A 14,914-nucleotide genomic window follows, 5' to 3' on the forward strand; every position below is an offset into this window, starting at 1 on the left:
TGCCGACGCGCCGGCGGCGCGCCACCCGAGGGCCGGGGGGCGCCCGCGAGCCGGCGTCGTCGATGGGGGCGAGAGAGGTGCGGCCGATCCATCCATCCATGGGGGGAAGACGCGCATGCTACGGAGACAACATGGTTGAACCTACTGACAACGACAACGGTGGCCTGAAGCGCGGGCTCAAGAACCGCCACATCCAGCTGATCGCCCTGGGCGGCGCGATCGGCACGGGCCTTTTCCTCGGTATCGCGCAGACCATCCAGACGGCCGGGCCGGCCGTGCTGCTCGGCTATGCCGTGGCCGGCATCATCGCGTTCTTCATCATGCGGCAGCTGGGCGAGATGGTGGTGGACGAGCCCGTCGCCGGCTCGTTCAGCTACTTCGCCGCCAAATACTGCGGCCACTTCACGGGCTTCCTGTCGGGCTGGAACTACTGGGTGCTCTACATCCTGGTCAGCATGGCCGAGCTGTCGGCGGTCGGCCTCTACGTGCAGTACTGGTGGCCGGGCGTGCCGACCTGGGTGTCGGCGCTGGTGTTCTTCGCGCTGATCAACCTGCTCAACGTGGTCAGCGTGAAGTCCTACGGCGAGACCGAATTCTGGTTCGCGATCGTCAAGGTCGCCGCGGTGGTCGGCATGATCGGCTTCGGCGCGTGGCTGCTGCTGTCGGGCGGCGCGGGACCGCAGGCGAGTGTGACCAACCTCTGGCGCAACGGCGGCTTCTTCCCGAACGGCGTGGGCGGCCTCGTCACCTCGATGGCGGTCATCATGTTCTCGTTCGGCGGGCTCGAACTGGTGGGCATCACGGCCGCCGAGGCCGACGATCCCACGCGCAGCATCCCGCGCGCGACCAACCAGGTGATCTACCGGATCCTGATTTTCTACATCGGCGCGCTCGGCGTGCTGCTCTCGCTGTTCCCGTGGCAGAAGGTGGTCACGGGCGGCAGCCCGTTCGTGCTGATCTTCCACGCGCTCGGCAGCGACCTGGTGGCGAACGTGCTGAACGTGGTGGTGCTGACGGCCGCGCTGTCGGTCTACAACAGCGGCGTGTACTGCAACAGCCGCATGCTGTTCGGCCTCGCGCAGCAGGGCAACGCGCCGCGCGCGCTGCTGTCGGTGAGCCGGCGCGGCATCCCGCTCGCGGCGCTCGGCGTGTCGGCGGTGGCCACCGGGATCTGCGTGCTGATCAACTACCTGATGCCGGGCAAGGCGTTCGGCTTCCTGATGGGGCTGGTGGTGTCGGCGCTGATCATCAACTGGGCGATGATCAGCTACATCCACCTGCGCTTTCGCCAGGCCAAGCGCGCGGCCGGCCAGACCACGCTGTTCCGCAGCCTCGGTTATCCGCTCACGAACTGGCTCTGCCTGGCGTTCCTCGCGGCGATCCTGGTCGTGATGTACCTGGACCCGGATCTGCGCCTGTCGGTTTACCTGATCCCGGTCTGGCTGGTCGTGCTCGGAATCGGGTATCGTCTGCGCGGGCGGCGCGCGAACGATGCGGCGCCCGGCGTTTCCGTGCAATAGTTCAGCTTTCCCGCTTCCTCCGATTGACCAGGACTCACCATGTTCGAACACATCGATGCCTTTCCGGGCGACCCGATTCTCTCGCTGAACGAGAATTTCCAGCACGATCCGCGCGAGCGGAAAGTCAACCTGAGCATCGGCATCTATTTCGATGAAGCCGGCAGGATTCCCGTGATGGGCGCCGTGCGCGAGGCGGAGCGGCAGCTCGCCGCGTCGGTCGGCCCGAAGCCGTACCTGCCGATGGCCGGCATCGCCGGCTATCGCGACGCGGTGCAGACGCTCGTGTTCGGCAAGGACTGCGCGGTGCGCGATGCGGGCCGCATCGCCACGGTGCAGACGGTGGGCGGCTCGGGCGCGTTGAAGGTCGGCGCCGATTTCATCAAGCGTTATTTCCCCGATACGCCGATCTGGGTCAGCGACCCGAGCTGGGAGAACCACCGCTTCGTGTTCGAGCGCTCGGGCCTGAAGGTCGAGACCTATCCGTACTACGACGAGGCCACGGGCGGCCTGCGCTTCGAGGCCATGCTCGCGGCGCTCGACGCGCTGCCGGCGCGTAGCGCGGTGCTGCTGCATGCCTGCTGCCACAACCCGACCGGCGTGGACCTCGACGACGCGCAATGGCTCAAGGTGATCGACGTGCTGCAGGCGCGCGAGCTGCTGCCGTTCATCGACATGGCCTACCAGGGCTTCGGCGCGGGCCTCGACGCCGATGCGTTCGCGGTGCGCGAGCTGGCGCGGCGCGGGATGCCGGCGCTCGTCGCCACCTCGTTCTCGAAGAACTTCTCGATCTACGGCGAGCGCTGCGGCAGCCTGTCGGTGATCTGCGATGACGCGGCCATCGCCGAGCGCGTGCTGGGCCAGCTGGCCAGCAACGTTCGCGCGATCTACAGCAACCCGCCCACGCAGGGCGCGAAGATCGTCACGGCGGTGCTGGGCTCGCCGGCGCTGCGCGCGCAGTGGGAGGAGGAACTGGCCTCGATGTGCCGCCGCATCGCCCGGATGCGCACCGCGATCCACGACGGCCTGCGCGAGCACGTGCCGGCCGAGGCGCTGTCGCGCTACGTCAAGCAGCGCGGCATGTTCACCTACAGCGGCCTGACCGGCACGCAGGTGGACGTGCTGCGCGAGAAGTACGGCGTCTACATCCTGCGCTCGGGCCGCATGTGCGTGGCCGGGCTCAACGAGTCGAACGTCTCGATCGTGGCCGATGCGATCGGCGAGGTGATCGCGAGCGGCGTGTAAGCCGCATGCAAGCGGCGTGCGAGCCGGCGCCGGGCGGGCCGGCTGTCTGACGCGGCGCGGTTTCGTCGCGCAACCGGCGCTCGCATGGTCGGGAGGATTGTCGTATCGTCGGCGGGGTCGCCGTGGGTCGTTCGCATCAGGCGGGCGGCGCGCGGCGGCCCTTTTTCATGCCAGTTTTTTCCCGTTTCTCATGCCGGTGCCGTCGCCGCGCGGCCGGCAATCTGCTCGGAGGTCCGGATGAGCATCCGTGTGGTTCGGCTCGGCGCGCCGCGCGCGCCCGACGAGGGCGTGCGCATCGGCACCGTGCGGCGCCCGCCACGCGGCGTGCCGAAGGCCGAATTCGCGACGCGCGACTACTACGACGTCTGGCTGCCGGTGCTCGCGCCGAGCGACACGCTCGTCAAGGCGATCCACGCCGTCACCACCGACGCGCAATGGCACGCCTGCGAGCGCAGCTTTCGCGCCGAGATGGCCAAGGGCGATGCCGGCAAGGTGCTCGACCTGCTCGCCGCGCTGTCGCACACGAGCGACTTCTCGGTCGGCTGCTATTGCGAGAACGAAACGCACTGCCATCGCAGCGTGCTGCGGCGGCTGCTCGAATCGCGCGGCGCGGCGGTGCTGCCGTGAGCGCGGCGGCGGCCTGACCAACGGGGTGGCACGGCGCTTGCGCGGCGATGTGCTCGCGCGGCGCGCGAGGCGTGGGGAGCCGGTACGCGGCGGGCGGGTGGAGAGGTCATGCACGGCGGCCGCGGTGTGCCACGGCAGCTTGACCGTGCGCAAGCGACGGCGCGGTCCGCCGTCTATTCTGGAGTGACGATGCGTGCCGCATCGCCATCAGGAGGCTGCCATGCACATCTCGTTTCCGCAGGAACTCCCGCAGTACACCCCGGCCGATCCGGCCATCGCGTTTCCGGTGCTGATCGACACCACGCGCCTGCGTTGCGAGATCAGTGCCGAGGCGCTCGAAAGCCATTTCGGCGCGGCGTCGGCCGGCGAGGGGGACCTGCGCCACGCCTTCAGCGCGCATCGCGACGAAATCGAGGAAGCCGCGCGGCGCATGATCGAGGCGGCGGGCGGCAGGCCCGTGAAGCTGAACAGCGGCTATTTCCGTTTCTGCGGCTGAGTTGGGCCGCTCCGGCCGGTGGTGTTCGGCCACCGCGCCGGCCGCCTTCTGGCTTCCAGGACGCGCTGCCTCTGGTTGCCCCGTATTGTTCCGATTGCCCCCGTTCTCCGTTTCCGGTCCCGGCTTCGTGCCGCGGGCGCGTCAATCGTCCGGATCGTCGACCAGCCGGTGCCGCAGCGCGTAGCGCACCAGCGCCGCCTCGTGCGGCATCTGCATCTTTTCCAGAATCCGCGTCTTGTAGGTGCTGACCGTCTTCGCGCTCACGCATAGCGCGTTGGCGATCTCGGTCAGCGTCTGGCCCGCCGCGATGCGGCGGAACACGTCGAACTCGCGGTCCGACAGCCGCTGGTGCGGCAGCGTGTCGGCCGGCTCGTTGAGGCTCTGCGCGAACCGCTCGGCCATCGACAGGCTCACGTACACGCCGCCCGAGGCCACCTTCGCGACCGCGCCCACCAGCTCGGCGCTCGCGCTTTCCTTCGTCAGGTAGCCGGACGCGCCGGCGCGAAACGCGCGCATCGCATATTGCTGTTCGGCATGCATGGTCAGCACGAGGATTCGCAGCGTCGGCTTCTCGTCCTTGATCTGGCGGATCAGCTCCACGCCGTTGCGGCCCGGCATCGACAGGTCGAGCACCAGCACCTGGGCCGGCGTGGCGCGGATCAGGGCGATCGTGGAGGCGCTGTCGCAGGCTTCGCCGGCCACTTCGAAGCCGGTGGCGTCGCGCAGGATATGGCGCAGCCCGTCGCGCACGAGCGCGTGATCGTCGGCAATCAGCACATGGATCATGGCAGGTTCGGGTCCTGTGTCGAAGGCAGGGGGATGGTGATCGTCAGCGCGTAGCCGCGGTCGCGCGCCGTCTCGATGCGCACGGTACCGCCCAGCATGTGCGCGCGCTCGCGGATCCCGAGCAGGCCGAACGACTTGTCGTCGGGCGCGCGGCGGCCGTCGGCGTGATCGGCGCCCACGCCGTCGTCGACGATGCGCAGCAGGCACTGGCGGTCCTCGATGCCGAGCGTGAGCTCGACGCGCGAGGCTTCCGCGTGGCGCGCGACGTTGGTCAGCGCTTCCTGCACGATGCGGAACAGCGCGGTGGCGGTGGCGTTCGGGAACCGCACGTCGCCCGGTTCGATGCGGCGCTCGACGTCGATCCCGTAGCGGTTCGTGAAATCGTTCGCGAGCCATTCGATGGCCGGCACGAGGCCGAGATCGTCGAGCATCACGGGCCGCAGGTCCGCCGCGATGCGGCGCACCGAGGCCACCGTCGCGTCGATCAGGCGGCGCATCTCGCGCAGCGGCTCCACCACGCTCGCGTGGGCGTTGCCGGTGCCGTCCCGCAGCAGCCGGTGCTCGACGGCCGAGAGGTCCATCTTCAGCGCCGTCAGCTGCTGGCCGAGGTCGTCGTGCAGTTCGCGCGCGATGCGGGTCTTTTCCTCCTCGCGCACGCGCTGCAGGTTCGCGGACAGTTCGCGCAGTTCCTCGCGCGAGGCCTTCAGCGCGTTTTCCGCCTGCACGCGCTCGGTCACGTCGCGCATCATCACCGTGTAGAGCTTGCCGTCGCCGTCGTGGATCTGCGAGATCGACGCCTCGATCGGGAATTCGTCGCCGTTCGCGCGCAGCCCGTACAGCAGGCGCTGGCTGCCCAGGTGTCGCTCGGACTGACCGGTCACGCCGAAGCGCGCGATGTGGCTCGAGTGCGAGTGGCGAAAGCGCGGCGGGATGAAGCGCGTGAGCGGCGCGCCGATCGCGTCCATCGCCGATACCCCGAACACCTTTTCCGCCATCGGATTGAAGATGACGATCTTCTGCTCCTCGTCGACGGTGATGATCGCCTCCATCGACGAGCGGATGATGCCCATCATGCGCGCCTCGTTGAGCCGGCTGCCGCTCGGCACCGTGCGGGCCGCCGCGCGGGCGCGCGACCAGCCGGCCAGCGCGGCGGCCAGCGACAGCGACGCGACCAGCCCCGCCGCGAGCACGATCGAGGCGAGCGTGCGGGCGCCGGCGGTGGCGTCCGCCGCCGTGTAGGCGAGCGTCAGCGTGGCGCCGCCGAACGCGAGCGTGTCGGTGCGCCGGAAGTTCGCGCGCGCGAGCGGCGAATCGTCGGCGGGCGGCGTATCGGTGGCATAGAGCGGCGCGGTGCCGGGCGCGGCGAAGGCCTGCAGGCCGAGGTTGCGGTCATCGGCGCTGGCGAGTTCGAACAGGCGCGTGACGTCGAGCGGCGCGAACAGGTAGCCGCCCGGCGCGCGGCGCGGCGCGGTGCCGGGAGCCGCGGCGGGCGTGGCGTCGGCGGCATTCGCGACGTCCACGGGCAGGTAGAGCGTGAGCGCGGCGGGCAGGCCGCCTTGCGCCGGGCGCGCGGCGAGCGCGAGCTGGCCGCTCTCTCGCGCGCGTTGCAGGGCGCCGGCATCGGCGGCCGGCGGCGTCGGTTGCGCGCCGTGCGCGATCGGCGCGAACAGCGTGATCGAGGCGGTGGATGAAGCGGCGGATGAAGCGGTGGCGCTGGATGAGGCCGCTGCCGGCGCGGAGACAGCGGCTTGCGCGTCGCTCGCGGCGAGCAGGGACCGTGCCTGTCCGAGGCTCACGCGGCCGGTGCGCGTGGCGTCCGGCAGGATCGCCGTGCTCGCCGGGCCGGCACCTGGGCTCGCGGCGCCGGCCGTGGCGTAGCCGAGTCCGGCGAGCGGCGCGCGGGCGCCGTCCGGATCGAGCGTCGCCACGTAGTCGCGCCACGCGGCGGGGGCGAGGCCGGGCGCCAGCTGCAGCACGCCGCGCGCGCTGCTCAGCACGGCGCCGCTCGCCCGCAGCTCGCGCCGCAGGTTGGTGGTGACCAGGCTCGCGCGGCGCTCGAAGCGCGCCGTCATCGAGTCCTGCCAGGCCTGACCGACGAACCATGCGACACCGATGGACAGCACCGCGCCCACGGCGAACGCGGCCAAGCCGGCGGCGGCCGGGCGGGCCAGCGCGGCGCCCAGCCGTGAGCGGGGCGCGCGCGGCTGGCCGGAAGGAAAGCGGGAAGAACCGCTAGCAATCATGGCGAGTTGTCGTTGGCGTCGCGTGCTGGAGCGTCTCCGCGTGCGGAAATTGCGCACGCGCCCATCGAACGGTCCGTTGCGGTGATCTACGTTCGTTCTTATCGAGATGAAATTGTGATCGGTTTCCCTACTTTTGGCTAATGGGAAGAGGCAATCGAGCGCAGTTGGTATGGTTGCCAGATTATATTGACGCATCGCGTGCCCCGGGGGCGGGCATCGGGAAATCGCGCCCGGCGTGATTTCTGGCACCTTGCCGGGTTCGGTCATGGGGGCAACGGAATGGAGCAATCGCTCGGCACCGGCCGCCCCCGGGAAAACCTGCAGCGGACGAACGGGCCATGGGTGAACGGCGGCGACGAACCCGGGATGCACTCGGGGCGATCCGGCTGCCGTCCGGCCGGCCAACGGCCCGGCGTGGCGGGCACGCCGCCTGCGCTGCGCCGCCCGCACGCATGGCGTATGAAATCTGCAACGATCCTTTGCTCACGTTCTGTAACCGAAACCGTCTAAAATGCGGCATCCCGGTCGTGCGGCCGGGCGCCGCAGTCGGCACGCCGCCGCCGGGCGGTTCCGACCCGCGCAGCCCGGCTCGATCGTGATTCAGGAGCGGCGCCGTGTGGCACTTTCCCGTTGCAATCCCCTCGTCGCTCGGCCCGTGGGCCGTCTTTCTGAGCGTGCTCGTCACGCAGCTCGGCCTGCCCGTGCCCGCGGCGCCGATGCTGATCCTCGGCGGCACGATGGCGGCGATGGGGCAGGCGTCGTACACGAGCATGTTCGTCGCCGCGATCAGCGCGACGCTGCTCGCCGATTCGCTCTGGTTCAGCGCCGGGCGCCTGCGCGGGCGCCGGTTGCTGAACGGGCTGGTGCGCTATTCGCTGTCGCTCGACACCACGCTGCGCATCGCGCGCAACGTGTTCGAGCGCTACGGCGCGCCGATCCTGATCGTCGCGAAGTTCCTGCCCGGGCTCGGCCTGATGTCGGCGCCGCTGCTCGGCACCACCTCGATCGCGATACCCGTGTTCCTGCTCTGGGATTTCGCCGGCGCGACGATGTGGGCCAGCGTCTGGCTGCTCGGCGGCGCCGCGCTCGACCATGAGATCGTGCGCATCGTGCTGTGGGTGCGCAGCAGCGGCGGCACGATCTTCGACGCGTTCGCGGCGATCTTCGTCACGTTCCTGCTCTATCGCTGGGTGCGGCGCATCCAGTTCCGCCGCTGGCTCGCGAAGGTGCGCATCGAGCCGGCCCAGCTCGACGCGATGATGAAGTCGACCGAGCCGCCGCTGATCTTCGACGCGCGGCCGCGCGCGATCCGCCAGAAGGACGCGTACCGGATCGCCGGCGCCTATCCGCTCGATCTCGATTCGTCGGACCAGCTCGATCCGGCGCTGCTGAACCGGCCGCTCGTGGTGTACTGCGTGTGCCCGAACGAGGCCACGGCGAAGAAGATCATCCAGCAGCTGCAGCGCAAGAACATCCACCAGGTGCGGGCGCTGAAGGGCGGGCTGGATGCCTGGGAGAAGCATGGCTATCCGGTCGAGCCGCTGCCGGTGGATTTCGATGCGTCGCGGTATACCGTGAAGCCGGAGCTGGAGATGGATGGGGAATACACGGTTCGGGCGCGGTTGTCGGATACGTGACACACGCCGGCGGGGCGCCGCCCGGCGCCTCGCGCATCCGTTGCGATGGCATGGCGGATCTCCGTCCGGTCGCAGCGCCTGCCGCCGGCACGCGTCGCCTCCGTCGCGAGCCACGATTGCCCGCTCCGATCACCGGCCCCTCGCGCGGCTCGCCGCGCCCGTTTCCCCACCCCGCCGTCCCCGCCTGAATACACGTTTCGCCGCAACCGGGCACAATCGTCCGCTCTGCCTCATCCAAACGCGCGACCGCGCGGCTTCGCGCCGTCGCGTATCCCGACGTTCGCGCGCCTGCCTCACGAGGGCGGCGCGCGGACTGCCTTCACTTCGAACGGAGCGCCCATGGCAAGCAAAACGATCGCAGATTATCTGGCCCACACGCTGGCGGAAGCCGGTGTCGAACGCATCTGGGGGGTGACGGGCGACAGCCTGAACGGCCTCTCGGACAGCCTGCGGCGGCTCGGCAAGATCAAGTGGGCACATACGCGCCACGAGGAAACCGCGGCGTTCGCGGCCGGCGCGGAGGCGGCCGTCACGGGGCGGCTGGCCGTCTGCGCGGGCAGCTGCGGCCCCGGCAACCTGCACCTGATCAACGGCCTGTTCGATTGCCATCGCAATCACGTGCCGGTGGTGGCGATCGCCGCGCACATCCCGTCCTCGGAGATCGGGCTCGGCTATTTCCAGGAGACGCATCCGCAGGAACTGTTCCGCGAATGCAGCCACTACGTCGAGCTCGTGTCGAACCCGAAGCAGTTCCCGCGCGTGCTCGATCGCGCGATCCGCACCGCGGTGGAGGAGCGCGGCGTGGCCGTGATCGTGCTGCCCGGCGACGTGGCGCTCGAGGCGGTGCCCGACGCCGCGGTGCCCGGCCACGTCAGCTACGAGACCGGCGCGGCGGTGCCGCCCGAGCCGCAGCTCGACCAGCTCGCGAAGCTGCTCGACGCGTCGCGCAAGGTCGCGCTGCTGTGCGGCAGCGGCTGCGCGGGCGCGCATGACGAGATCGTGGCGCTGGCCGACACGCTCGGCGCGCCGATCGTCCACGCGCTGCGCGGCAAGGAGCACGTGGAATGGGACAACCCGTTCGACGTCGGCATGACCGGGCTGATCGGCTTCAGCTCCGGCTATCACGCGCTGAAATCGTGCGACACGCTGCTGATGCTCGGCACCGACTTCCCGTACCGCAACTTCTATCCGACCGACGCGAAGGTGATCCAGATCGACCGGCGCGGCTCGGCGATCGGCAAGCGCGTGGCCGTCGACCTGGGGCTCGTCGGCGACGTGAAGGCGACGCTCGCGGCGCTGCACGGACGCCTCGCGCGCAAGACCGACCGCCATTTCCTCGATGCCGCGCGGCGCCATTACGCCGAGGCACGCGAGGGGCTCGACAGCCTCGCGCGGCCGTCGCCGGCCGGCAGGCCGATTCATCCGCAATACCTGACGAAGCTGGTCAGCGAGCTGGCCGACGACGACGCGATCTTCAGCGTGGACGTGGGCACGCCCACGCTGTGGGCCGCGCGCTACCTGAAGATGAACGGCAAGCGGCGCCTGCTCGGCTCGTTCAACCACGGCTCGATGGCCAACGCGCTGCCGCAGGCGCTCGGCGCGCAGGCCGCGCAGCCGGACCGCCAGGTGGTCGCGCTGTGCGGCGACGGCGGGCTGTCGATGCTGATGGGCGAACTGCTCACGGCGCGCCAGCAGCAGCTGCCGCTCACGCTGGTGGTGTTCAACAACAGCTCGCTCGGCTTCGTGTCGATGGAGATGAAGGCGGGCGGCTATCTCGACGACGACACGCGGCTCGCCGACACCGATTACGCGGCGATCGCGCGCGGCGCCGGGATCGAGGCGATCCGCGTCGAGCAGGCCGAGGAACTGGAGGGCGCGCTGAAGGAGGCGTTTGCGCTGCGCAAGCCGGTGCTGGTCGACGTCGTGACGGCACGACAGGAGATCGCGCTGCCGCCGAAGATCGAATGGGCGCAGGCCAAGGGCTTCAGCCTCTACATGCTGAAGGCGGTGCTGAACGCGAAGGGCAACGAGGTGGTGGAACTGGCGACGACGATGTTCCGCTGAGGCGGACGCAGGAAGAGGGCGGCCGGCGGCGCGGGCCGCCGGCGCGAGGCCGGGCCGGACACGCGCCGGCCCGCTTCGGTTTACTTCGGTTCGGCGTCGTGCCCGACGTGATCGGCCTGGCCCGCGTCGGTGTCGGAGGCGGCCGTCTCGACGGCTTCGCTCGCGTCGGGCGCCGGCGTTGCCGGAGCCCCGGCGGCGTGCGCCGTCACCTCGGCTGCCGGCGCGGCGTCGGCTGCGGCCTCGGCGGCTTCGGGCTGCGCGGCCGCATCCTGCTCGCTCGCCGCGTTCGCATCCGGGGCGCCCTTGGCGCCGTCGCCGCGCTTCGTGTCGCCGGCCTTGCCCTTGCCGGACGCGCGCGAACGGCGCGCCGCGTCGAGGCGGACCGCGCCGGCCGCCTGCTGGGCCGTCACGGTGCCGGCTTCGGCGCCCGTCAGGTCGACGCGCGCCGCGCCGTCGACGAGGCAGGCCCAGTAGCGGCTGCCGCGGCACCATTCCTTGATGGCGTCACGCAGCTGCGCTTCGTCCAGGCCGAGTTCGGCCGTGTGGGCCACCAGGTCCTTGAAGATGCCGATCTTCAACGGCACCTTCGGCGCGGGGCTCTTCGGGAACGCGACCGGGAAACGGCGCTGCAGCTTGCCGATCGCCAGCACGGTCGGATTGACCGGCTTCGCGTCGGCGGCCGGGGCCGGGCGGCGCGCGTGCTGTTGCGGCTTGCCCGCCGACGGCTTGCCACCGCCATGCGCTGCCGCCGGCTTGCCGGCGGATTGGTGATGCGCCGGCTTCGACGATTTCGCCGGCGGCTTGCCGCCGGACGGTTTCGCGGCGGGCTGGCCAGACGGCTTGCCCTGCCGGGCCTGCGGTTTGGCATCGGCTCGCTGCTTCGCGAGTTGCTTCTTCAATTCTGCGAGTTGTTCGAAACCCATTTCGCACGATCATTCAGGTTGGACGGCGATTGTAACAGCCCGGCATCGGGTTTCGCCGGTCGCCACTGAAAGAACTTCACGGCGCGCCACGCTGATGCGCGAAAACGTCATCACGGCGCCACCGGCCGCGCCCATGCCGGTATTCGCGTGAATTTTCCGGGCCGATCCTCAATTTTTTCCAGCAACCCTCAAGTTTTCTGAGCGCGTGCCGTTTACCGTTCCAGCCCCTGATCCAGGGCTGAAAAACCGCGGGCCACAAGCCCGTTCGACCGAGCTTTCACCATGCTTTCGTCCCTCCGTGCCCGTATCGTCGTCGCCAGCGTCGCCATCGTGGCGTTCGCGCTTTGCGCCAGCACGATCATCGGCTACGTCGTCACCCGTTCCTCGAATCTCGACAACCTCAACGTCAACCTGTCGGCGACCGCCGCCGACAACGGCAGCGGCGTGCGCGACTGGGTCGCCTCGAAGCGGCGCATGATCGAATCGCTGACCGACGTGGCGACATCGGCCGACCCGGTGCCGACGTTCCGGCAGATCGTGGCGGCGGGCGGCTTCCTGAACGTCTACGCCGGCTACCCGGATAAAAGCTGGAAGTTCTCGGACGCGGACGGCGTGCCCGCCGACTACGATCCGACCGCCCGCCCTTGGTACCGGCAGGCGGCCGAGGCCGGGCACACCGTGGTCACCACGCCCTACGTCGACGCGCGAACCTCCAGGGTGGTCGTGACGGTGGCCGTGCCGGTGCTGCGCGACGGCCAGCTGAAGGCGGTGGTCAGCGGCGACGTGACGATGGACGACGTGGTCGCGAACGTGAAATCGATCCACCCCACGCCGGGCAGCTTCGCGATGCTGGTGGACGGCACCGGCCACCTCGTCGCGCACCCCGACGCGTCGCTGGTGGGCAAGCCGCTGGCCGACCTTTCGCCCGATCTCGCGAACGTGCCGCTCGCCACGCTCGACGACGCGAGCCGGCCGTTCGTGGCCCGCATCGGCGGGCGCGACGAGTGGTTGCGCGCGCAACCGATTGGCGGCACCGACTGGCGGCTCGTGGTGGCGTTCGACGAACAGGAGGCGACCGCCGCCACGCGCTCGCTGCTGGTGACGTTCGCGATCGTGTTCGTGGTGATCGTGCTGCTGGCCTCGGTGATCGTGGTGGCGATCACGCGCACCGCGTTCCGGCGGCTCTCGCAGGTGCGCGACGCGATGACCGCGATCGGCTCGGGCTCGGGCGACCTCACGCAGCGGCTGCCCGCCGACGGCCGCGACGAGGTGGCCGACATCGCGCGTTCGTTCAATGCGTTCGTGGGCAAGCTGCACGACGTGATGCGCGAGGTGCGCGACGCGGCCGAATCGGTGCGCTCGGCCGCCGACGAGATCGCGGCCGGCAACGTCGATTTGTCGTCGCGGACCGAATCGGCCGCCGCGAGCCTGGAGCAGACCGCCGCCTCGATGGAGCAGATCACCGCCACCGTCGGCCAGTCGGCGAGCGCCGCGCAGCAGGCCGACGAACGAGCGGGCGCCGCGCAGCAGATCGCCTCGCACGGCGGGGAAGTGGTGTCGAAGGTGGTCGCGACCATGGAGAAGATCGAGGGCGCCTCGAGCCGGATCGGCGACATCATCGGCGTGATCGACGGCATCGCGTTCCAGACCAACATCCTGGCGCTGAACGCGGCCGTGGAAGCGGCGCGCGCCGGCGAACAGGGGCGCGGCTTCGCGGTGGTCGCGCAGGAAGTGCGCAGCCTCGCGCAGCGCAGCGCGCAGGCCGCGCGCGAGGTGAAGACGCTGGTGGAGACGACCGTCGAGCGCGTCGGCGAGGGCGCCGCGCAGGTCCGCGCGGCGGGCGCGACGATGGACGAGATCGTCGGCAACGTCGCGAACGTGACGACCATCATCTCCGAGATCCGCCACGCGTCGGGCGAGCAGACGCGTGGTATCCAGGAGGTCAATCGTGCCGTCACGCAGCTCGATGAAATGGTCCAGCAGAACGCGGCGCTGGTCGAGCAGTCCACGGCCGCCGCGGCCGCGCTGCAATCGCAGGCGAAGATGCTGACGGCGACGGTCGGGCGTTTCCGGGTCGCCTGAGCGGCGCGGAGCGGCATGGGCGGCAAGCGCGTGCCGCCGGCCGTAAGGGGCGTTGAGCCGCCGCACGGCGGGCGGGCGATTGGGCTGACGTGCGTGGCGGGTAGCGGGGCGTGCCCGATGGGGCGCTTGATGGTCTGCCGGATGGTCTTGTTGGCGGCTTGCCGAACAGGTCTGCCTGATGGATCTGCTTGATGAGTCTGCCGAATAGGTCTGTCTGATGGATCTGTCTGATGAGTCGGCTTGATGACTTGCCCTGGCGACGGCCCGATCCCGGCCGGCGGCGCCTCCGGGGCGTGCCGGCCGACGTGGCCGGCCGGCACGGCAAGGCGCGGCGGGCGCGTCAGGAACAGCAGCACGAGGGCGGGGACGCAGCCGGCCGGCGACGCTTTCTCCCGTCATTTCAAAAATGATTGGAGCGGGCGCTTCAGGCCGCGCCGCGCCTGCCGTTTACCTAAAGAGTTCGGTTCGCTTGCATGGGAGTTCGCCTGCCTGATGCGATCGCACCGCGCGCGGCGCATAATCGCCGCGGCCATTCCGGTCAGACCCGCGTCGCGTATCGCAGCGCGACGCTGGCCGTTCAGCCGTTCGTCGTGGTGCGCCTCGTGCCGGGAGCGCCTCGCCCGCGCTGCCGGCGAGACGAAGGGTGGGGAACGGGAGGATGTAAAAAAGCGAGCCACTATCTCAGAATAGTGGGTTGAGACCTGTTTGAGCGTCATAAACCGTTGCCACGCGTGGATCGAGCGTTTCGCCCTCTAGCGGCGCATCGTTGCCGGTCGATCGCGCGGGGACTTCGGTGTCCTACGAGGAAGCTGTCATGTCGAATTACCACGAGCTGCTCGCTCAACTGAACGAGTTGACCCGCCAGGCCAGCGAGGCCCGCGAAACGGAGCTCAAGGCCGTGATCGCCGACATTCGTCGCGCGATCGCCGAGTACGGGCTGACCGAACGCGACCTGTTCCCGCCGCGGCTTGGCCGTCCGCGCAAGGAGGACCAGAAGCCGAAGCCCCGCTACCGCGACCCGGAGACGGGCGCGACGTGGACGGGCCGCGGTCGCGTGCCGGGCTGGATCGCCGGACAGGATCGCGAGCGCTTCCTGATCTCCTGAGCGGGATCGTCGACGGGGCGGGGAGACCGCGCCGCGCCGGGCCGAGGCAGCACCGGGCCGGGCGCGGACGCGCCGAACCGGATGCGACCGGCGCCGTGCCAGACGGCGGTCGCGAGTCCGGCGCCACGTAGCGGTCGCCAGGCTGCCGCGGCAGCCTGAAAAAATGTGATCGACCGATCACGGGAGTGG

11 protein-coding genes are annotated in these 14,914 nt (G+C 70.1%); 8 read left to right on the forward strand and 3 right to left on the reverse strand.

The annotated features are described in order from the left end of the window. Positions 1–131: 131 nt before the first annotated feature. From bpln_RS24535 to bpln_RS24550, 4 genes are all read left to right on the forward strand, one after another. Positions 132–1,520: an amino acid permease gene (locus tag bpln_RS24535; protein ID WP_055140262.1), complete on the forward strand. Its 1,389-nt coding sequence runs from the start codon at positions 132–134 to the stop codon at positions 1,518–1,520. Positions 1,521–1,559: 39 nt separating this feature from the next. Next, positions 1,560–2,762, forward strand: coding sequence for an amino acid aminotransferase (locus bpln_RS24540; RefSeq protein WP_055140263.1), 1,203 nt, complete (start codon positions 1,560–1,562; stop codon positions 2,760–2,762). Between the two features lie 237 nt (positions 2,763–2,999). After that, complete coding sequence (locus tag bpln_RS24545; RefSeq protein WP_042627817.1) at positions 3,000–3,389, forward strand: DUF488 domain-containing protein; 390 nt, start codon at positions 3,000–3,002, stop codon at positions 3,387–3,389. A 220-nt stretch (positions 3,390–3,609) separates the two neighbouring features. After that, a complete protein-coding gene (locus tag bpln_RS24550) occupies positions 3,610–3,885 on the forward strand; it encodes a DUF1488 family protein (protein ID WP_042627818.1) in 276 nt (91 codons plus the stop codon). Between the two features lie 141 nt (positions 3,886–4,026). On the opposite strand, the gene bpln_RS24555 is transcribed toward bpln_RS24550, so the two are convergent. Further along, positions 4,027–4,671 carry a response regulator gene (locus bpln_RS24555; protein ID WP_042627819.1) on the reverse strand — a complete coding sequence of 215 codons (645 nt, stop codon included), beginning with the start codon at positions 4,669–4,671 and terminating at the stop codon, positions 4,027–4,029. Further along, complete coding sequence (locus tag bpln_RS24560; RefSeq protein ID WP_055140264.1) at positions 4,668–6,914, reverse strand: PAS domain-containing sensor histidine kinase; 2,247 nt, start codon at positions 6,912–6,914, stop codon at positions 4,668–4,670. Before bpln_RS24560 ends, bpln_RS24555 begins: the two co-directional genes overlap by 4 nt. 614 nt (positions 6,915–7,528) lie before the next feature. Here bpln_RS24560 and bpln_RS24565 point away from each other — a divergent pair. Together bpln_RS24565 and poxB are read left to right on the forward strand one after the other, a co-directional pair. Next, a complete protein-coding gene (locus bpln_RS24565) occupies positions 7,529–8,551 on the forward strand; it encodes a VTT domain-containing protein (protein ID WP_055140265.1) in 1,023 nt (340 codons plus the stop codon). A 339-nt stretch (positions 8,552–8,890) separates the two neighbouring features. Beyond that, entirely contained in the window at positions 8,891–10,615 is a 1,725-nt protein-coding gene (poxB, locus tag bpln_RS24570) for a ubiquinone-dependent pyruvate dehydrogenase (protein WP_042627822.1), read from the forward strand. Between the two features lie 80 nt (positions 10,616–10,695). Here the strand turns inward: poxB and bpln_RS24575 are convergent, their stop codons facing one another. Further along, positions 10,696–11,538: a ProQ/FinO family protein gene (locus bpln_RS24575; protein WP_055140266.1), complete on the reverse strand. Its 843-nt coding sequence runs from the start codon at positions 11,536–11,538 to the stop codon at positions 10,696–10,698. Positions 11,539–11,820: 282 nt separating this feature from the next. On the opposite strand from bpln_RS24575, the gene bpln_RS24580 reads away from it, so the two are divergent. Next, positions 11,821–13,620: a methyl-accepting chemotaxis protein gene (locus tag bpln_RS24580; protein ID WP_055140267.1), complete on the forward strand. Its 1,800-nt coding sequence runs from the start codon at positions 11,821–11,823 to the stop codon at positions 13,618–13,620. An 814-nt stretch (positions 13,621–14,434) separates the two neighbouring features. Then, a complete protein-coding gene (locus tag bpln_RS24585) occupies positions 14,435–14,725 on the forward strand; it encodes an H-NS histone family protein (RefSeq protein ID WP_042627825.1) in 291 nt (96 codons plus the stop codon). Positions 14,726–14,914: the final 189 nt, after the last annotated feature.

Source organism: Burkholderia plantarii (genome assembly GCF_001411805.1).
Taxonomy (GTDB): domain Bacteria; phylum Pseudomonadota; class Gammaproteobacteria; order Burkholderiales; family Burkholderiaceae; genus Burkholderia; species Burkholderia plantarii.